The organism is Nocardia veterana NBRC 100344, assembly GCF_000308855.1.
Lineage (GTDB): Bacteria > Actinomycetota > Actinomycetes > Mycobacteriales > Mycobacteriaceae > Nocardia > Nocardia veterana.
Genome location: NZ_BAGM01000200.1, coordinates 16,774 through 34,651, shown reverse-complemented (window position 1 = coordinate 34,651; position 17,878 = coordinate 16,774). Strand labels below are relative to the sequence as shown.

General features: G+C 67.8%; 16 protein-coding genes. 7 read left to right on the top strand and 9 right to left on the bottom strand.

What is annotated here, in order from left to right:
* Together ON37_RS27655 and ON37_RS27650 are read right to left on the bottom strand one after the other, a co-directional pair.
* The coding region (locus ON37_RS27655) for a TIGR03619 family F420-dependent LLM class oxidoreductase (protein WP_040723652.1) at positions 1 to 758 on the bottom strand (758 nt) is incomplete at its 3' end.
* Positions 755 to 1,579 (bottom strand): SDR family NAD(P)-dependent oxidoreductase, encoded by an 825-nt coding sequence (locus ON37_RS27650; RefSeq protein ID WP_051032185.1) that lies wholly within the window; start codon positions 1,577 to 1,579, stop codon positions 755 to 757. The genes ON37_RS27650 and ON37_RS27655, both read right to left, overlap by 4 nt.
* 168 nt (positions 1,580 to 1,747) lie before the next feature.
* On the opposite strand from ON37_RS27650, the gene ON37_RS27645 reads away from it, so the two are divergent.
* A complete protein-coding gene (locus tag ON37_RS27645; protein WP_051032184.1) occupies positions 1,748 to 3,811 on the top strand; it encodes a CocE/NonD family hydrolase in 2,064 nt (687 codons plus the stop codon).
* A 30-nt stretch (positions 3,812 to 3,841) separates the two neighbouring features.
* On the opposite strand, the gene ON37_RS27640 is transcribed toward ON37_RS27645, so the two are convergent.
* Positions 3,842 to 5,386: a long-chain-fatty-acid--CoA ligase gene (locus ON37_RS27640; protein ID WP_040723651.1), complete on the bottom strand. Its 1,545-nt coding sequence runs from the start codon at positions 5,384 to 5,386 to the stop codon at positions 3,842 to 3,844.
* Positions 5,387 to 5,542: 156 nt separating this feature from the next.
* On the opposite strand from ON37_RS27640, the gene ON37_RS27635 reads away from it, so the two are divergent.
* Both ON37_RS27635 and ON37_RS27630 read left to right on the top strand, forming a co-directional pair.
* The gene (locus ON37_RS27635; RefSeq protein WP_051032183.1) at positions 5,543 to 6,769 is read left to right on the top strand and encodes a PucR family transcriptional regulator; all 1,227 of its coding nucleotides are present in this window, start codon (positions 5,543 to 5,545) and stop codon (positions 6,767 to 6,769) included.
* Between the two features lie 203 nt (positions 6,770 to 6,972).
* Positions 6,973 to 7,302 (top strand): hypothetical protein, encoded by a 330-nt coding sequence (locus ON37_RS27630; protein WP_040723650.1) that lies wholly within the window; start codon positions 6,973 to 6,975, stop codon positions 7,300 to 7,302.
* 16 nt (positions 7,303 to 7,318) lie between these two features.
* Here the strand turns inward: ON37_RS27630 and ON37_RS27625 are convergent, their stop codons facing one another.
* From ON37_RS27625 to ON37_RS27615, 3 genes are read right to left on the bottom strand one after another with little or no spacing between them, the layout of a single operon-like run.
* A complete protein-coding gene (locus ON37_RS27625; RefSeq protein WP_040723649.1) occupies positions 7,319 to 8,140 on the bottom strand; it encodes a YceI family protein in 822 nt (273 codons plus the stop codon).
* Positions 8,137 to 10,812, bottom strand: coding sequence for an MFS transporter (locus tag ON37_RS27620; protein ID WP_083893334.1), 2,676 nt, complete (start codon positions 10,810 to 10,812; stop codon positions 8,137 to 8,139). The genes ON37_RS27625 and ON37_RS27620 overlap by 4 nt, the downstream gene beginning before the upstream one ends.
* Positions 10,813 to 10,822: 10 nt before the next feature.
* Positions 10,823 to 11,332 carry a MarR family winged helix-turn-helix transcriptional regulator gene (locus ON37_RS27615; protein ID WP_051032182.1) on the bottom strand — a complete coding sequence of 170 codons (510 nt, stop codon included), beginning with the start codon at positions 11,330 to 11,332 and terminating at the stop codon, positions 10,823 to 10,825.
* A gap of 397 nt (positions 11,333 to 11,729) precedes the next feature.
* Here ON37_RS27615 and ON37_RS34370 point away from each other — a divergent pair, with 397 nt between their 5' ends.
* The 3 genes from ON37_RS34370 to lipB all read left to right on the top strand — a co-directional run bounded on the left by ON37_RS34370 (position 11,730) and on the right by lipB (position 14,217).
* On the top strand, positions 11,730 to 12,227 hold the full coding sequence (locus ON37_RS34370) for an aggregation-promoting factor C-terminal-like domain-containing protein (protein ID WP_245553539.1): 498 nt from the start codon (positions 11,730 to 11,732) through the stop codon (positions 12,225 to 12,227).
* 123 nt (positions 12,228 to 12,350) lie between these two features.
* Positions 12,351 to 13,559, top strand: coding sequence for a DUF475 domain-containing protein (locus tag ON37_RS27605; RefSeq protein ID WP_083893336.1), 1,209 nt, complete (start codon positions 12,351 to 12,353; stop codon positions 13,557 to 13,559).
* A 22-nt stretch (positions 13,560 to 13,581) separates the two neighbouring features.
* Positions 13,582 to 14,217, top strand: coding sequence for a lipoyl(octanoyl) transferase LipB (gene lipB / locus ON37_RS32090; protein WP_083893333.1), 636 nt, complete (start codon positions 13,582 to 13,584; stop codon positions 14,215 to 14,217).
* Here lipB and ON37_RS33220 read toward each other — a convergent pair.
* From ON37_RS33220 to ON37_RS27585, 3 genes are read right to left on the bottom strand one after another with little or no spacing between them, the layout of a single operon-like run.
* Positions 14,119 to 15,186 (bottom strand): Rossmann-fold NAD(P)-binding domain-containing protein, encoded by a 1,068-nt coding sequence (locus tag ON37_RS33220; RefSeq protein ID WP_040723646.1) that lies wholly within the window; start codon positions 15,184 to 15,186, stop codon positions 14,119 to 14,121. The genes lipB and ON37_RS33220 overlap by 99 nt on opposite strands.
* The gene (locus ON37_RS27590; RefSeq protein ID WP_040723645.1) at positions 15,183 to 16,574 is read right to left on the bottom strand and encodes a pyridoxal phosphate-dependent aminotransferase; all 1,392 of its coding nucleotides are present in this window, start codon (positions 16,572 to 16,574) and stop codon (positions 15,183 to 15,185) included. Before ON37_RS27590 ends, ON37_RS33220 begins: the two co-directional genes overlap by 4 nt.
* The gene (locus ON37_RS27585) at positions 16,571 to 17,623 is read right to left on the bottom strand and encodes a helix-turn-helix transcriptional regulator (protein WP_040723644.1); all 1,053 of its coding nucleotides are present in this window, start codon (positions 17,621 to 17,623) and stop codon (positions 16,571 to 16,573) included. The genes ON37_RS27590 and ON37_RS27585 overlap by 4 nt, the downstream gene beginning before the upstream one ends.
* 19 nt (positions 17,624 to 17,642) lie before the next feature.
* Between ON37_RS27585 and ON37_RS33215 the strand changes: the two genes are divergently transcribed.
* Positions 17,643 to 17,828, top strand: coding sequence for a hypothetical protein (locus ON37_RS33215; RefSeq protein WP_157171625.1), 186 nt, complete (start codon positions 17,643 to 17,645; stop codon positions 17,826 to 17,828).
* Positions 17,829 to 17,878: the final 50 nt, after the last annotated feature.

Sequence of the window (17,878 nt, the reverse complement as noted above, 5' to 3'; positions counted from 1 at the left end):
AGCGCGGCCAGCCGCCGCCGGACGCGCTCGGGCGCCCCCAATGGATCCAATGGGCCGGTCGGCAGGACGATCTCGAAGCCGGTCGGTGGATTCACCTGCGCCAGCATGGTTTTCGATCGCTGCGGCGACAGCCCGAACGGCATCCAGCCGGCACCGTACCGGACGGCCCGCCGCAACGAACGCATGGTGCGCCCGCCCACCCAGATCGGCACCCGATCCTGCACGCCGGCCGGCTCCACGATCATTCCGGAGAATGCGTAATGCGTTCCGGCATACCGTGGTTCGCGGACCCCGAAGGCGGCACGCAGTGCGGCGACGGCATCGTCGGCACGCTCGCCGCGCCCCTCCCAGGGCGCCCCCAGCAGCTCGAATTCCGGTGCGAGCGAACCCACTCCGACGCCGAGGACGACCCGGCCGCCGCTGATCCGGTCCAAGGTGCCGTAGCTTTTGGCGATCTCGAGCGGGTGGTGATACGGCAGGACCAGAACGGAGGTGGCCAGTCGGATCCGGGTGGTCCGGGCGGCCAGATACGACAGGGTGGCCAGCGGATCCCAGTAGGTCGATCCCCGCGTCTCGGCGGCGTCGGCGGGCACGGCGGTATGTTCGCTACAGGTCAGATGATCGAAGCCGAGCCGGTCCGCGGTCTGCGCGATCAGTGCCAACTCCTCGATTCCGGCGTGCGCCTCCCAGTCCGAACGCTGCCCCGGCACCTGCACGACGATCGGGGTGGACAGTGCCAGCCGGACCGGTTCGCTCATGAGCGGTCCACCGCGAGCCCGAGCAGGCGCTGCATGCGGCGGTGTCCGCCGAGCACGATCCGGGCCCGATCGGGCCCGCTGCTCAGCGCCGCGGCCTCGGCGTTGCCGCCGGCGATGTGAACCGGCCCGTTCGCCAGCTGTTCGAGCCCCTCCCGCGCGACCTCGGCCGGTTCGGCCACCGGCAATCCGGGAAGGTCGAAATTCAGTCCGGCCCGGGCCATCGCCGGGGTGCGAGTCACCCCGAGGACCAGATGCAGCACGTCGACGTTGTGGTCGCGCAACTCCAGCCACAGGCTCTCGGCGAAGATCCGCAGATATGCCTTGGCGCCGCCGTAGACCGTGTGGCGCACCGACCCGCTGTAGCCGGTGAGCGAACCCACCAGCACGATGCCACCCCGCCGCCGCGCGCGCATGCCGCGTCCGAAGTGGTGCACCAGCGCCAAGGGGGTGGCGATATTCAGCGCGTTCATCGCGGCGAAGGCGTCGAGATCGCCGTCGAGAAATTCCGCGCTGTGGGTGTTGGCCCCGGCGTTGTAGATCAGCAGACCGACCTCGAGATCGGCGGTGGCCGCGGCGGTCCGGTCGGCCGCGTCGGCCGCGGTGAGGTCGACCGCGAGGGTCCGGACCCGCCCGCCGTGGCGGCGAATGCGCTCGGCGGTCTCGGCCAGCGGACCTTCGCGGCGCGCGAGCAGCACGATATCCAGGCCCGCCGCGGCGAGCTGATCGGCGAATTCCGCGCCCACGCCCTCCGATCCGCCCGCGATCACGGCCCACGGGCCGTAGCGGTGCGGATCGATACATCCGTTCGATTCTGCGCCCATACCGCGACGGTAACTGAAACGTGTTCTCGCCCGGTCGGTGCTCCCGCTCACCGGGCGTCCGGATGCGGGCACGACACCAGGGCTGCGCTACCGGATTTCCCGGTAGCGGATTGCTATCGTCGATGACCGGCCCAGTCGTGCGCGAAAACTCAACCGAGAAGGGGCGTGATGTTCGGGCAGCTGCGATCGCGCAAACCCGTGGTGCCCGTCCGGACCCTGATGGCCGTTGCGGCGGTCGGTATTTCCGCGACCGCCACCGCACTGTTCGGCGGACTACCCCATTCCGATGATCCGAATCTGGCCGGCCGTGAGGATCAGTGGACCGCCGTCCACGACGGTCCCCAGCAGTATCCGGACGTCCACCTCGACGCCGACGTGCCGATCCGGATGAGTGACGGAATCGTGCTGAAGGCCAACGTCTACCGGCCGGTCGACACCACCGGGGCCGTGGTCACCGAGCCGCTGCCGACCATCGTCAACCTCACCCCCTACACCAAACTCATGACCGATCTGGTGGGCTCGGCCGTCGAGAACCCCGGCCTGCAGCCGCTGGTCATGTCGCTGGTGCGGCAGATCAATCTGTCCGGCACCCCGATCAGCAGCTTCGGCGACCTGCTGCACGCCCTCGACGGCGGCACCGTGCCGACGGTACTCGGCCTGGACCGGAATCTGATCCGCTCCGGCTACACCCTGGTGGTCGCCGACGTGCGCGGCACCGGCCAGTCGCAGGGCGATTGGGAGACCCTCGGCGCACGCGAACAGCTCGACACCCGCGAGGTGATCGACTGGGCTGCGGCGCAACCATTTTCGAACGGCAAGGTAGCGATGAGCGGCGGTTCGTACGCCGCGATCAATCAGCTGCGGGCGGCGGAGAACGCACCCGCCGCACTGCGGGCGATCTTCCCGGTGGTCCCCGGCAGCGACCTGATGCGCGATGTCGTCGCCCCGGGCGGCGGCGTCGGCACCACATTTCTGCCGATGTGGCTCAACACGGTGAACCAGCTCAAGCTGATTCCCGACCTGAAGGCGATGCTGACCGGCACCTTCGACTGGAAGTGGCTGAGCGCGCGGATGGCCGATCCGGCGACCAACGTCGATCTGCTGATCCAGGCGCTGTTCACCCCGTCGCTGGACCAGATGCCGCCCGCGCTGGCCGATGCGCTGAACGCCGACAGCGATTTCCGGCAGGCGATCATGGGGCATCCGGAGCGCGTCACCGTGCCCGCCTTCGTCTACGGCGGTTGGCACGACATCTTCGCCAACAGCGCCACCAAGATCTACCAGGCCATTCCGCTGCCGCCCGGCCGTAAACAGCTCGTCGTCGGCGACACCTACCACTCCAACCCCGGGGCCGGCACCGGCGTCGCCGGTGCCCCGCCGCGACTCGAGGTGTTGCAGCGAGCCTGGTTCGACAAGTGGCTCAAGGACATCGACAACGGCATCGACCACTACGGGCCGATCGTGCTGAAGGAACAGGGCGGCGAGTGGGTGACGCTGCCCCGGTTTCCGCAACCCGGGGTGGACCACCGCCGGATCTATCTGACGGCGGCGCCGAGCGGCAGCCCGGTCGCCAGCGTGCACGACGGCTCGTTGAGCGCGCAGCCGCCGGCCGAGGTCTCCACCCTGACCGTGGCTCCGGGTCTGGCCACGCTGTGTTCTCGCGACGCGGCCCAGGGCTCCGCCGGATCCGGCGCGATGATCGACGCCTGTTCCAAGGATTCCCGCATCGCCGAACACGATGCGCTGACCTTCACCAGTGCGCCCGTCGCACAGCCCACCGCGATCTCCGGGCCGATCGACCTCCATCTGAACGTCGTGCACGACGCCACCGACGGATTCTGGAGTGCCACGGTCAACGATGTCGCGCCCGACGGCACCTCCACGGCCCTCACCACCGGGCAGCTCACCGTCTCGATGCGCGCGGTCGACGACGAACGCAGCAGCCGTTCCGCCAACGGCGACTACACCGCCCCGTTCCATCTGCTCACCGCCGCGGCGCGGCAGCCAGCGGCACCGGGCCAACCGGTCACGATCGATATCGCGGTGATTCCGACCCAGGCGCGATTGCAGATCGGGCATCGGCTGCGCATCGACCTCTTCGCGGCCAATGCGCCCAAGGCCATGCCGTTCCGGCCGATGCTCAACGATTCGGAACTCAAACCGCAACATCTGCAGCTGGATCCGAATTCGCCGAGTTTCGTCAATCTGCCGACCGACCGGCCACTCGCCTGACGCGCGGCGGTGCGGCCCGCCGCGCGCACCTCAGTGCACCTGCCGCTCCGAATCTCCCCAATACTGTTTGCGCAGTTCGCGTTTGAGGATCTTGCCGGCCCCGGAGACCGGCAGGGAATCGACCACTTCGATGCTGCGCGGCGCCTTGTATCCGGCGATCGACTCCTTGACGTGCTCGCGGATCTCCTCGACGGTCACACTCGTGCCGGGATGGCACACGATCACCGCGTGCACGCGCTCTCCCCACTCGTCGTCCGGCACACCGATCACGGCGCAGGCGGCGACGGCGGGATGGGCGGATACCGCATTCTCGACCTCCGCGGAGTACACGTTCTCCCCGCCGCTCACGATCATGTCCTTCATCCGATCGACGACGTAGACATAGCCCTCGTCATCCATATAGCCGCCGTCCCCGGTGTGCATCCATCCCCCACGCAACGCGGCAGCGGTCTCCTCGGGCCGGTTCCAGTAGCCGAGCATCACGTGGGCGCCGCGGACCAGGATCTCCCCGACGGTTCCGCGCGGCACCTCGTTGTCGTCGGCGTCGGCGATGCGGACCTCCGCATGCGGGGCAGCGCGTCCCGCCGAGCGCAGTCGCCCGGCGAGATGGTCGTCGGGGCCGAGCAACGTGGCCACCGGCGACAATTCGGTCATACCGTAGGCCTGCGTGAAACGTGCCTGCGGAAACACCCGCAACGCACGCTCCAGGACGGCCTGCGCGATCGGGGAGGCCCCGTAGACGATCCCTCGGACACTCGACAGGTCGAAGTCCGTCACCCGGGGGTGGTCGACGATCGCCTGGATCATCACCGGAACCAGCAGCGTATCGGTAACACCGTGCGCCGCAACGGCTTCCATCACCGCGACCGGATCGAATGCGGGCACCATCACCTGGGCGCCGCCCATCATGATCTGGGTGACGCAGCCGGCCAGATCGGCCAGATGGAACATCGGCGCCGCGTGCAGATACCGCGCGCCGGGCTGCGCGAGATAACCGGTCGACAGGCTGCCCAGCCCGGAGATCTGTAATCCGGCATGGCTGAGGACCACGCCCTTGGGATGCCCGGTGGTGCCGCCGGTGTAGAAGATGCCCGCCGGAGCGTCGCCGCCGCGCCGCACATCCTCGACCGGTTCCGTGCCGGCGATCAATTCCTCGTAGGACAGCATGCCGTCCGGAGTGGGTCCGTCGCCGCAGTGGACCACCGTACGCAGCACCGGCGCCGCCGCCCGCAATGCCGGGACCATGGGCGCGAACGCGTCGTCGACCAGCAGCACCCCGGTCTCGGAATCCATCAGCGAGTACGCGATTTCCGCCGGACTCCAGCGGATGTTCACGGGATTCAGCGCGGCCCCGGCCCACGGCACCGCCAGCAGGTACTCCAGATACCGATCGCTGTTCAGCGCCAGGATGCCGACCCGGTCACCCTCGGCGACGCCCAGCTGTCGCAGTGCTCCGGCCAACCGGGCGACCCGGTCGACGCCCTCGGCGAAGGTGCGGGTGCGGTCGGCACAGATCGACATGACGCCGTTCGGGTTCTGTTGGACGGCTCGGTGCAAGCCCTGCGTGAGATACATGCAAACCTCTGTTCTTTGCCTGCGCTTCGCCGGTGAGGGCGAATGTCCGTCGAGTGTCGTACGCCACACCCCGCCCGGGCCATGGATTCGGCGCCGAAGTCGGGCGGAGGCGTTTTGTTGGTTTCTCCAAACGGGCGTCGTATTGTCGGCGGTGATATGAACGAGCCGTCCCGTACCGAAACCCCGGCCGACGGGGTATCGAACCGGGCGGCCGTAGCTCGGGAACCCGCCGATATCTCATCGCCTCGGCAGCGACTGCTGGCCCGGATGCGTGCCGAACGCGACGATTTGGCGGCCCGGATCGTCGAGCGGGCGCGGATGGAGATCGCCGACTACGGGACCATCGACGCCGCCGACCTGATGCCGACGACCACCGCGATCATGGATCGGCTCTTCGCCACCCTCGCGGGAGATGCCGAATCGGGCACCGGCACGCAGTTGACCGATTACGGCCGGATCCGCGCCACCCAGGCGGTCTCCATGGAGGCCTTGCTCCGCGCCTGGCGGCTGGCCGAACGGCTGATCATGGACACCTTGAGTACGGCAGCGGACGAATGCGGCGCCGACGACGCCGTTCTGCTGGAGCTCACCCGCGACCTGCTGCGGCTGGTGGACGACGCCGCCGCCTCCTTCGCCGATGCCCATCACGAGGTCGCCCGCACCCGGGCCGATCATCATCGTGCCCAGCGCGCCGAATTCACGCGGGCGGTGCTGACCGGGACCCTGACGTCGACCGAGCTGAACCTCGGCATCCAGCGCTACGGTCTGCGCGGCGACGCCGCATACCGGGCCTTCCGTGCCCGCGCCGATTCCGCACCACCCGCCGAATTCGATCGACTACTTCGGCCGTCCGGCGCCGATCATGCCTTCCGCACCGTGATCGACGGCGATTACGCCGGATTCACCGACCGCACGATCCGGATTCCGGGCACGGCCCTGCTGGCCTTCGGTCCCCCGCGACCACTGGACGACGCGCCACACTCGTTCCGGTTGGCCGGGCGCGCACTGGCCACGGCTCTCGCCTTCGGCCACACGGGCAGCTGTGAATTCGACGGTCTGGGTCTGCTCCCCGGCGTCGCCGCGGACCCGGAGCTCGGCGCCGAACTCGTCCGCCGATATGTGGCACCGCTGGGCACCACGGCCTCGGCCGCGGTGCTGATCGAGACGGTCACCGCCTACCTCGACACCGGCATGCGGATCGAGGCCACCGCACAACGGTTGATCGTGCATCCCAACACCGTTCGCTATCGCATCGGCCGCTTCGAGGAACTGACCGCGTGCGATCTGCGGCGGGCCCATACCGGCGCGCAGGTGTGGTGGGCGATCCAGTACCACCGGCTGGCACGGCCCGCCGCAACGAATTTCGGCGCGGCGAATCGGTGAAGTTTCGGCCGAAATGCCGTGCGGTTGCTCCAGGGTGCCTTACGCTCGAACTGCCCCGGTTGCTCGGGGCTTGCAGGGCGGGTCGCCATGCCCACAGCGGCCCGCTGTCGCAACATCAGGTCAGATGGGGGCTGCGTCCCCGACAGCCCCCATCGCCCCTGACCAGGGACCGAAGGTGAAACGTCGATAGATCGAGGGACAGTATGCGCGGATCCCACGCCCCGTCGCCCGCCGAACGATTGCTGGCCGAGATCTACGAGGCCGGGTACAGCTCCGTCGACGATTTCATCGATCGACTACGCATCCGCCCGCGCCGGGCCGGTTCCGTCCACGGCCGGCACGCCGCGCCGGTCGATCCGTTCGACGACACCGTCGAACTGCATCTACCCCTGGAATCGCCGAATCCGCTTGCGGGCCTGAGCCATTGGTATCCCGAGGCCGGACGCGCCGACGAGGTGGATCCGACCGCCGTCACCACCGAGTTTCCCGCGATTCAACGCATCTGGGTCATCCCGGAACGGCACGCGAGCTGACCCGCGCCGCAACCGGTCACAGCTGCGGCAGCGAATCTCCCTGCACCAGTTCGATATCGAGATCGATCTTGACCGTGGTTCCCACCGCGGCGACGCCGGCGCGGACCACCGCGTTGTAGTCGATCGCGAAGTCGTTGCGGTGCAAGAGGGTTTCGGCGTGAAAGGCCGCGCGCACCCCGCCCCACGGGTCGGGTCCGGAACCGCCGTAGATCAGGTTCAGTTCCACCGGGCGGCGCTGACCGTGCAATTCCAGCTCACCGCTCATCACCCAGGTGTCGGCGCCGGTCCGTCGCAGGCCGGATCCGGTGAACCCGATCAGCGGATACCGCTCGACGTCGAGGAATTCCGGGGAGCGCAGATGGTCGTCGCGCATCCCGATTCCGGTGTCGATACTGGCCGCCTTGATCTCGGCGAAACCTGTTGTCTGCTCGAAGTTGCGCGCCACGTCCAAGCGGCCGCTGACCTCGGCGAACCGAGCCTTGATGCTCGCGATGCCCAGGTGGCGGGCGGTCACCAGCACGGTCGAGTGCACCGGGTCGATGGTCCACGGTCCGGGCGCGGGCGTCCCGACGGAACTTGCCTCGCCCTCGAGCGAGATCGTGCCCAATTGCCCGGTGCCGGAGGCGGAGATACGGGCGATCTGGGCCACCGGCTGATATCCGGGGGCGGTCACCACGGCGGTGTGCATACCGGGCGGCAGCGGATCGGTGACCGCCGTACCGGTTTCGTCGGCCACGGCGCGGGCGAGCTGACGGCCGTTCAGATCGGTCACGGTCAGCAGCGCGCCCGGCACCGGCCAGCCATCGGGATTGCGAACCTGTGCGGTCAAACCACTCATGAGAGCTCCGTGTTCTGATCGACGCCACTGGGTTCGACACCATTGTGCCGCAGCCCGTTTCGTTCTCCGGGTGCCGCGGCAGCCGGATCTGCCCCGTTCCCGCCGGCCGGCTCGTCGTCGTAGCCCAGCCGCACGTCGTGCTCGACCTCGCCACCGCCGACGGTGACTCGGCTCGTCACCGGCGGGTAGCCGCGCGCGACCACGGTGTAGTCCCCCTCGCCGAGATCGGTCAGCACGTACTGGCCGTTCTCGTCGGTGCGAGCGGTCCCGATCGGAGTTCCGGACCGGTCCAACACCGTGACCTGCGCGTCCGGGACGGGACTGCCGTCGGCCAGTACGGTTCCGGTCAGCACCGCCATCGGGCTCAGCTCGATGTCGTGGCGAAGCAGGCCGCTGTCGGGCACGACCAGTGCGGTCGCACTCGGACGCATGTGCTCGGCCACCGCGACCAGGGTGTAGGTCCCCGACACCACTCCGTGGCAGACGTAGCTACCGTCGCCGCCGGTGACGGCGGCGCCGACCACCTCACCGCGCAGATCCGTCAGCGTGACCGTCGCACCCGCCAGCGGCCGCCCGGCGCCCGCGCTGCGCACCACGCCCGAGAGCTCACCCGACCCCTGCAGCGTCAGGTCGATGCGCTGGGTGCGGCCGTCGGTGGTGACGTTGACCGCGGCCGGCTGGTGACCGTTCGCGGAGACGATCAGCACGTAGCTCCCGGAACCCGGCGGGTCGATCGAGTAGCGGCCGCTGCTGTCTCCGGTGGCACGCGCGACCTGGTGTCCGCGTTGGTCGATCAGGGTCAGCGCCGCACCCGCGACCGGGCGGCCGTCGGCCCGCTGCACCTGGCCGCCGATCGCGTTGCCGCTGCCGTGGGAGTTGACGACAGGCGTGTTGGACATCGCCGAAACCTCCGCAATTCGATGTGCTTCATGGCCGTTGGCCGCGGCGTGCCGGCCGGCGCCGGCGGCGGCCAGAACCGGTTCCGGCTCGGAGATCGCCTGCGCGGCGCCCTCCCACACCTGGTTCTCGGCCCATTCGGCTTCCGCCGCCTCGACCGGGTCCTTCGGTGCCGGGGCCGGGGCCGAAGGATCTTGCAGCGGAATCTCTTTCATGAACATCATGACGATGCAGGCCAGCAGGGCCACGCCCGCCGCGGCATAGAAGACGCCGTGCATCGAGTTGGTGAACCCGATCAGGATCGGATCCTTGATCTGCTGCGGCAGCGCGCCGATACCCGCCGTGTTGGCCTGCAACTGATTCAGCTTGCCGGCGTCCAGTCCGGGCGGCAGATGTCCACCGAAGGCATCGGTGATCTTGTGCGGCAGCAGGTTGAACAGAATGGTCAGGAACACCGCGACACCGAGCGTGCCGCCGACCTGACGGAAGAAGGTCGCCGACGCCGTCGAGACTCCCATGTCCGACCGCGGACCCGCGTTCTGCGCCGCGATGATCAACGTCTGCATACAGCAGCCCAGCCCCAGACCGACCAGCGCGCCGATCGCGAGCACCTGCCACATCGCGCTGTCGAAGTGCAACTGCGCGTAGAGCAGCGCGCCGACGGTCACCAGGAAGGTGCCGACCACCGGCAGGATCTTGTAGCGGCCGGTGCGCTTGACGACCTGACCGGAGATCATCGAGCCGATCATGATGCCCAGCACCAGCGGCAGCATCAGCAGACCCGCCTCGGTCGGCGAATAACCGCGCACCACTTGCAGATACAGCGGCACCATACTGATCGCACCGAACATCGCGATACCGACGATGAAACCACCGATCATCACCACCGAGAAGGTGGAGTTCTTGAACAGCCGCAGCGGAATCAGCGCCGAGTCCTTCATCAGATACTCGACCCCGATGAACAGCACCAGGCCCACCGCGCCGATGGCGTAGCAGATAACCGAATTGCCGGAACCCCAGCCCCAGGTGCGGCCCTGTTCGGCCACGATCAACAGCGGCACCACACAGATCGCCAGCGCGATCGCACCCCACCAGTCGACGTTCAACTTCTGTCGCTGATGCGGGACGTTGAGGACCTTGGCGACCACCGCGAGCGCGATGACCCCGATCGGCACGTTCACCAGGAACACCCAGCGCCAGCCGTCGATCCCCCACAACGTGTCGTAATCGGAGAACAGGCCGCCGAGCACCGGGCCGAGCACGGTCGAGGTGCCGAAGACCATCATGAAATAGCCCTGGTAGCGGGCCCGCTCACGGGGCGGGACGATATCGCCAACGATCGTCATGGCCAGTGACATCAGGCCGCCGGCGCCCAACCCCTGGAACGCCCGGAACCCCGCCAACTCGTACATCGACGTCGCGAACGTACACGCCGCCGAACCCACCACGAAAATACCGATCGCCAACAAATAAAACGGCTTACGACCATAAATATCGGCCAACTTGCCGTACAACGGCGTCGAAATCGTCGCCGTAATCAAATACGCCGTCGTCGCCCACGCCTGCTGATCGAAACCATGCAAACTGTTCGCGATCCGAACGATCGCCACACTCACAATATTCTGATCCAGCGCCGCCAAGAACATCCCCAGCAACAAACCGGACAAAATAGTCAAAATCTGCCGATGCGACAGGGACGGCCGCGCGTCCGCCACCGTCGCACCGGTCACCGCGTTCGGCTGCGCCGGCGGAGCCTCACTGGTCGAAGTTGTCATGTAAGTAGCCCTAATTCGAATCGGCTGTAGCAGTGGATTTCTCGGTAGTGGATTCTTCGATGCCGCTGACGAGCAGCTCGAGGAGATCGGTCAATCCGGTCCGTTCCTCCTCGGACCATTCGGCCATCACCTCGGCCAGCCAGCGGTTGCGGTTGCGGCGGTTCTCTTCGAAAACCCGCACCCCCTCGGCGGTGGGCGCCAGCACACAGGCCCGCCCGTCCACCGGGTCCGCCCGGCGTTCCACCAGGCCGTGCGCCACCAGCGATCTGGTCTGTCGGCTGATGGTCGATATTTCGGTGTGCAGGGTGTCCGCGAGCTTCCCCGTCCGCTGCGGACCGTCGTGGACCAGGCAGAACAGCACCGAGTAGGCCGATCGCTCCAAGCCGTCCGGACCGCGCTTGGCTATCTGCGATTTGGTTCTGCCGATCGCCCGCATCAACCGGATCAGTTGTCCGCCGAGCCGATCGGCCACGTCCTGTTCGGTCATGCCGGCGCCGGGATCACGGGCATCTACGACCATGATCGAGTTTCCTTACTCCCCGCGACGCATTTGGTTAGCACTTACAACTAGTTGCTGAGGCCAACTATACATACGTTGCGACACCGCTCGCACGTACCGCCGCTCACACCGCTGACACCGTCTCGGACACGCCGGTCCCAATCCGGACAACCCGGGATTACCGATGGTTTGCTCGATCTGTCGCGTTACCGGCTCTGATCGATCAGCAAGTCGACGCGGAAGGACCGAGACGACGATGTCTGCGCCATCCGAACGCCATGCAATTCCGACCCAGACGACATATCAGACCGCGAACCCCCCGGGTTCGGCAACGCATTTTTCCGGTGCAGGCGCCTCCTCCGTCGCCCCGGCAACACCACCGCCACCTTCTACCTGGCTCGGCGGGGGCCGAGAAATTGTGATCGAGACGACACCTGCGCGCAGCCGGTTCCGGCTGCCGGCGGTCGCGGCGCTGTGGGCACTATGGCTGATGGTCGCGGCCTCCGTTCTGGCCCCCACGGCCGACGCCGACTGCGGCCCGGCCTGTGCCGACATCTCGGGATCGGCCTCCGGTTCGGCCTCGGGCTCGACCGGTTCCTCCGGATCCGCGACCATGGGACTGATGCTGGGACTGCCGATGAAGACGGTGGCGCTGACCATCGTGCCCGCCCCGCAATTCCCCTCGTTCGACAACGTGATCACGCACGAGAGCAGCTGGAACCCGTTCGCCACCAATCCAGAGTCGGGCGCGTACGGGCTCGGGCAGGCGCTGCCGCCGGAGCGGATGGCCTCCCACGGCGTGGACTGGATGGTCAATCCGGTCACGCAGATCCGTTGGGCCTACGACTACATGGTGGAGCGGTACGGTAGTCCCGACGGAGCATGGGCTTTCTGGCAGTCCCACCACTGGTACTAGCTCTTCGATTGTCGTCGGGCCGGGACAACTGTCACAATCGAGTTCAGGGTTGCGAGCACTCTGATTGCTGTGACCCGCGGAGTCGTAACCCCCGCGGGTGTCGGATTGACGAAAGGCATCGGCATGTTCGTGCGAGTTTTCGCCCTGTCGTTCATCGTCGCCGCTGCGTCACTGGTCGTCGCGCTGCTGTACGGCGGACCCGAGGCCGTGGTGCTGGTCGCAGCCCTCGGGATCCTCGAGGTGTCACTGTCGTTCGACAACGCGGTGGTCAACGCCAGTGTCCTGCAACGGATGAGCGCGTTCTGGCAACGCATCTTCCTGACCCTCGGCATGGTGATCGCGGTATTCGGGATGCGCCTGGTCTTTCCGCTGATCGTGGTCGCGGTCGGCGCGCATCTGGATCCGATCGAGGCGCTGCGCCTGGCGATGAACCCGCCGCCCGGTGGCGCGGCGTTCTTCCCGGACGGCAGGCCCAGCTACGAAACCCTGCTCAACGACGCCAATCCCAAGATCGCGGCCTTCGGCGGCATGTTCCTGCTGCTGCTGTTCCTGAACTACATCTGCGCTCCCCGCGCCGTCACCTGGCTGAGCTGGCTGGAACGCCCCCTCGCCCGCATCGGCCGGTTCTCGATGTTCACCGTCGTCATCGCCCTGATCGCGCTGGTGCTCACCGCCGGAGTTCTCGCGCCCAACAACAAGGCCGATGTGGTGATGGTGTCGGGCGCGCTGGGGATGGCGACGTACTTCCTCGTCGACGGGCTGGGTGCGCATTTCGAGGGGGACCAGGAGGCCGAGGGGCCCTCGCGCGCGGCGCTGCTGACCGGGCGGGCCGCCTTCTTCGGTTTCATCTATCTCGAGGTGCTCGACGCGTCGTTCTCCTTCGACGGCGTGATCGGGGCCTTCGCGATCAGTGCCGATCCGATCATCATCGCCCTCGGGCTGGGGCTGATCGGAGCCATGTTCGTCCGCTCGATCACGGTGTATCTGGTGCGCCGCGGCACGCTGTCGGAGTACATCTACCTCGAACACGGCGCGCACTGGGCCATCGGCGCCCTCGCGGCGATTCTGCTGATCTCCACCGGCTACCACCTCGACGAGGTCGTGACCGGTCTGCTGGGAGTGGCGATCATCGTCGCGGCCTATCTCAGCAGTGTCGTGCACAACCGTCGCCACCGGACGGGCTCGGCGGCCGAACCGGATCTGGTCGAGCTGTCTTTGCCCGCGAAGGCCGACCTCGCCGGACTCGGTGAGGAATTCTCCCTCGATTCGGTCGGCCTGAGCGATCCGGAGGTCCGCCGGCCGCGGGACAAGCTCAACACCGAGGCCCGATGAGGCGAGGCCGTATTCTCGGATCATGAGGTCGCGGCCGCTGACATTGATCCAGGACGAACTCGTCGACTACGACAAGGCCATGGAACGGATGGCCGAACTGGTGGAACAGCGCCAGCGCGACGACCGTCCCGATACCCTGTGGCTGCTCAGCCATCCGCAGGTCTACACGATCGGCCGGCGGACACCGAGTGACCATCTCCCCGATCCCGAGCACGGCATTCCGGTCGTCGAGACCACCCGCGGCGGTCAGCTCACCTATCACGGGCCCGGGCAGCTGGTCGGATATCTGGTCGTGAAACTCGAACCGGGCGAGGGCGTGGTCGACTACATCCGCGAGGTGGAACACCGGCTGGTCGCCGCCCTGGACCGGCTCGGTATCCGCGCCCGGCGGCGGGACACGCCGACCGGTTCGGAACTGCTCACCGGGGTGTGGACGGTCGACACCGGCCGCAAGATCGTATCGATCGGCATGCGCCAGAGCCGCGGCGTCACCAGCCACGGATTCGCCCTCAATGTCGACGGCGATCTCGAACCGTGGCGGTGGGCGGTGGCCTGCGGCCTACCCGATGTGGATATGACCTCGGTTCAGCGGGAACGACCCGGTATCGGAATGGACCAGGTTCGCCCGATCGTCGCCGCGGCGTTCGAGGCCGACTGAGGAGCGCGGCGGACGGCGCTGCTGCGCGAGTCGCAGTATCGTCGCCGTTACCGCTGCGCTGTAGGCGCGGCTCGCCGGGGCCGGCCGCCGGGCGGGATAGTTCGAGCGGTGGGTCACCACCACCCCGTTGCTGAGGACGACAGTGGCGTCGGCGACGGTCGCCGAGCAATTGCCGCCGGCCTTGGCGGTCAGATCCACCACCACCGCACCGTCGCCGAGCTCCGCCAGCGCGGCGTCGTCCAGGAGCACCGGCGCCCGCTCTCCCCGCCGCACCGCCGCGCAGAAGACGAGATCGGGCTTGTCGATTCGGATCCGCTCCGACACGTAGGCCGCGTCGATCCGGGGATCGACCTGAAAACGGTTGGGCCCCCGCGCCGCTGCCACCTCGCGCAGTTCGGCGCGGCGGCTCAGGACGACCGGTGGTTCGGCGCCGCGGGCGGCCGCGGCCCCGATCGCGGCCAAGCCCGCCTGACCGCAGCCCAGAATCAACGAGCGGATCGGCCGCCGGACGGTGCGCGGAACCAGGCGACATCCGGCGGTGAAGGCCACGATTCCGGCGATCCGGCTCATTGCCGAGAGGGCGTCCAGCTCCCCCGCCGCTGGGGAAAACGATTCGAACGCAAGCGATTCCACTCCCACCGCGCGCAAGTCGGCGATCTGCGTGGCGCGCTGCAGCGGATCCTGGAATCCGAGCAGTGTCAGCTGCGGTCGCCGCGTCATCGTGCGCAGGTCGTGCGTCGTCGGCTTCACCCACGCCAGCACATCGCACTGCGCGACCACGTCAGCCGCCTGTGCGACGACCACCGCACCGGCGAGCCGGTAGGCGCGGTCGTCGAATCCGGCGGACCGGCCCGCGCCGGATTCGACCACGACTCGGACGTCCGCGCCGAGCAGGCGCCGAACTCCGTCCGGAGTCAAGGCAACCCGTCGTTCCCGCGCGGCGGTTTCGCGCAGCACCCCGGCGATCACGAGCCGGGCACCTCGAGATCGTGCCGAATCAGGATGTCGCGGTAGGTCGTTCCGGCTGCCAAGTCGGTGATCAGACCCGCCAGCCGGTCGAACAGCTCGTCGATCAACTCCCGCGACTCCGTACCGGGCCCGTGCCGCGGCGCGAGCACATTCAGGCGCACCCCCAGGCGCGACGATCCGGTGCGGCCCAACCCCACGCTGTCTATCCCCGCACCGGCCAGCAGCAGGTCCTCCAGTCCCGCGCTGTCGTGCACACCGGCTGCGGCGAGCAGGCCGGGATCGACCACGACCGACAGGAACATACTCGCTCCGAACCCCAACGACCGCAGGGTATTCGGCCCGAAGGCGCGATTGATCGCGGCGATCCGGTCCAGCGCGGTATCGAATTGTTCGCGCACCAGCTTGCGGTTGTGTTCGAAATACGCCTCCGGAGTGTGCTCGAGCACGGCCCGCACCAAGTGGGTGCTCTCCCGCTGGAACGCGATCGTGAGCCGGCTGCGGATCCGCGCCAGCCACTCCGGATCGCCCGAGCAGGCCGCGCCGAGCTTGCAGGGGCCGAAGGCGTTGTATCCCTTGGAGTTTCCGGTGACGGTGACCATCCGGTCGTACAACCGCACCGGACCGGCCGGCGTCGATACGGTCAACGCGGCGAGCGGTATGTGGCCGCCGACCAGCCGGTCGAAGGCCATATCGCACACCACCGGAACCTGGGCGGCCACCAGAACCGCTGCGAGCTCCCGCAATTGGTCGAGTGCGTACTCGGTGACGACCGGATTGCCGGGCAACGTCAGCAGGACCGCGCAGACGGCGTCCCCGTGCCGGGCGAGCGCTCGGGCCAGCTCGGTCACATCGATCCGGAAGGAATCGTCGCCGGTGGCCGGCGTGACCACCACGCGCACATCGAATTTCGCGAGGTGGGTGGCGAAATTCTTGTAGAACCCCTCCGGGCAGACGATCACTCCCCCGGGCCGGGCGACGGTGGCGATCACCTCCTCCAGCAGCAGCATGCTCGAGTACGGGCAGACCACCACCTCGTCGGGCCGGACCCGGACGCCGGGTAGGCCGTCGGCGGGCGCGCGCAATCGATCGAACAGCCTGGCGGCGGCCAGTTCCCGCAACTCCAGCGGCTGCCGTTTGTCGTAGTCCGGAAGATGCCGCGGCCGGCCGGCTGCCACCTCGTCCCAGGCGGCGCGCAGGGCGCGCGCCGCGCCCGGATCGATCTCGAATCCGGTTTCGCCGTGATAGGCGTCCAGCACGCCGGTATACCGTCGGCCCTCGGTACCGGCGAACTCGGTCGACTGCGACAGCCGCCGGCGCAGCTGTTTCTTGCGCTCCTCCGAACGCAGGATCATCGCCGCGGCGTCGGCGCAGCCGGGCCGCGTCGTCACTGCCGCCCGGTTTCCAACGGGGCCTGGCCGGGCGCCGGGATCTCGTGCCAGGCTCGAATCAGCGCCTCCCGGAACTGTTCTCGCCCCTCGCCGTCGGCCAACCGATCGAAATGCGCCAGGGCCGGGTCGGTGAGCAGATCGTTGACGACGATGGCCGAGCCGATCCGGCGCAGATCGTACAGCCGCTCGAATCGCCGCACCGCGAAAGCGACATCGTGTTTGAGTACGGAGAACCGGGTCGCCACTCGGGTCTGCCGCGAGTAGTCGTACTCACCGACGCAGACGTAGCGGTCGTCCACGACGAGCATGCTCTGCGCATTGCGCGCATGCTCGCGTTTGACCAGCACGCTCTCCACGCCGGACCGCGCCTGCCACCACAACTTGTCGTCGTAGGGCCAGACATCCTCGATGGCGTCGAGGACGTACATGCGGCGCACGGTGACCCGAGGTTCGTGGATCGAATCGGCCAATCGCACGATCGCGGCGTGGTAGTCGTCGCCCACGTCGCCACCGATGGTGCCGAGATCGGCGGTGTGGATCGCGCGCACCGACTGTTCCGCCTGCTCCAGAATCGTCAGCCAGTCGTTGACGGTATTCCATTCCCACACCGTCGCACTGCGCGAAGGAATCTGCGCCAGTAGTTCTTCGGCGCGCTCGAGCTGGCGGGCGGCGATCAGCCGCAGCGGTTCGACCTCCTCGCGCGCGCCCCGGGCGTCGATCACACTCTGCGCGATCGTCAGTACCCGGTCCACGACATCCGGGTCCTTGCCGAGCAGCACGTTGAACCGCATCCGCAGGTCGTAGTGACCACCGGCGGGGTCGCCGGCGCCGGCCGCGCCGTCCATCGGAAGTTCTTGGCCCAACGCCGAACTCAACCGTTCACGCAGCGGTAGCGGCGGCACCCGGGTGCCGTTCTCGATCTGCTGAATCAGGCTGCGCGAACAGTCCGCCTGCTTCGCGAGCGCGGCCTGGGTCAGACCGCATTCGGTGCGGAGCCGGCGCACCAGCTCACCGATCCGCTCGCCACTGTCGTGGTCCGAGAGTGTCACGATGCGGAATTCTAATCACATGTGGCGCAAAGCAGCATCTGCTGAACATCAATTTTTGATTACCGCCCGTACCGCCGAGATTCCGCCGCTCAACGCCCGCCGGCACGCGCTCGACATGGCCGACGATCGTGCCACGTGGGGCCGGATTTCGTTCAGCGAAGCAACTTTTCACACCTTCCGACCTGCCGCGCAGGGCCTGGCCTGATATTCAACAGGCAGTGGTGACTCGTAAAAATCAACGACGCCTCAAACATA

Bases quoted from the DNA above. Each gene is read 5' to 3' on its own strand.
- ON37_RS27650 (WP_051032185.1), bottom strand. From the start codon at position 1,579: ATGGGCGCAGAATCGAACGGATGTATCGATCCGCACCGCTACGGCCCG.
- ON37_RS27645 (WP_051032184.1), top strand. From the start codon at position 1,748: ATGTTCGGGCAGCTGCGATCGCGCAAACCCGTGGTGCCCGTCCGGACC.
- ON37_RS27640 (WP_040723651.1), bottom strand. From the start codon at position 5,386: ATGTATCTCACGCAGGGCTTGCACCGAGCCGTCCAACAGAACCCGAAC.
- ON37_RS27635 (WP_051032183.1), top strand. From the start codon at position 5,543: ATGAACGAGCCGTCCCGTACCGAAACCCCGGCCGACGGGGTATCGAAC.
- ON37_RS27630 (WP_040723650.1), top strand. From the start codon at position 6,973: ATGCGCGGATCCCACGCCCCGTCGCCCGCCGAACGATTGCTGGCCGAG.
- ON37_RS27625 (WP_040723649.1), bottom strand. From the start codon at position 8,140: ATGAGTGGTTTGACCGCACAGGTTCGCAATCCCGATGGCTGGCCGGTG.
- ON37_RS27620 (WP_083893334.1), bottom strand. From the start codon at position 10,812: ATGACAACTTCGACCAGTGAGGCTCCGCCGGCGCAGCCGAACGCGGTG.
- ON37_RS27615 (WP_051032182.1), bottom strand. From the start codon at position 11,332: ATGGTCGTAGATGCCCGTGATCCCGGCGCCGGCATGACCGAACAGGAC.
- ON37_RS27605 (WP_083893336.1), top strand. From the start codon at position 12,351: ATGTTCGTGCGAGTTTTCGCCCTGTCGTTCATCGTCGCCGCTGCGTCA.
- lipB (WP_083893333.1), top strand. From the start codon at position 13,582: ATGAGGTCGCGGCCGCTGACATTGATCCAGGACGAACTCGTCGACTAC.
- ON37_RS33215 (WP_157171625.1), top strand. From the start codon at position 17,643: ATGTGGCGCAAAGCAGCATCTGCTGAACATCAATTTTTGATTACCGCC.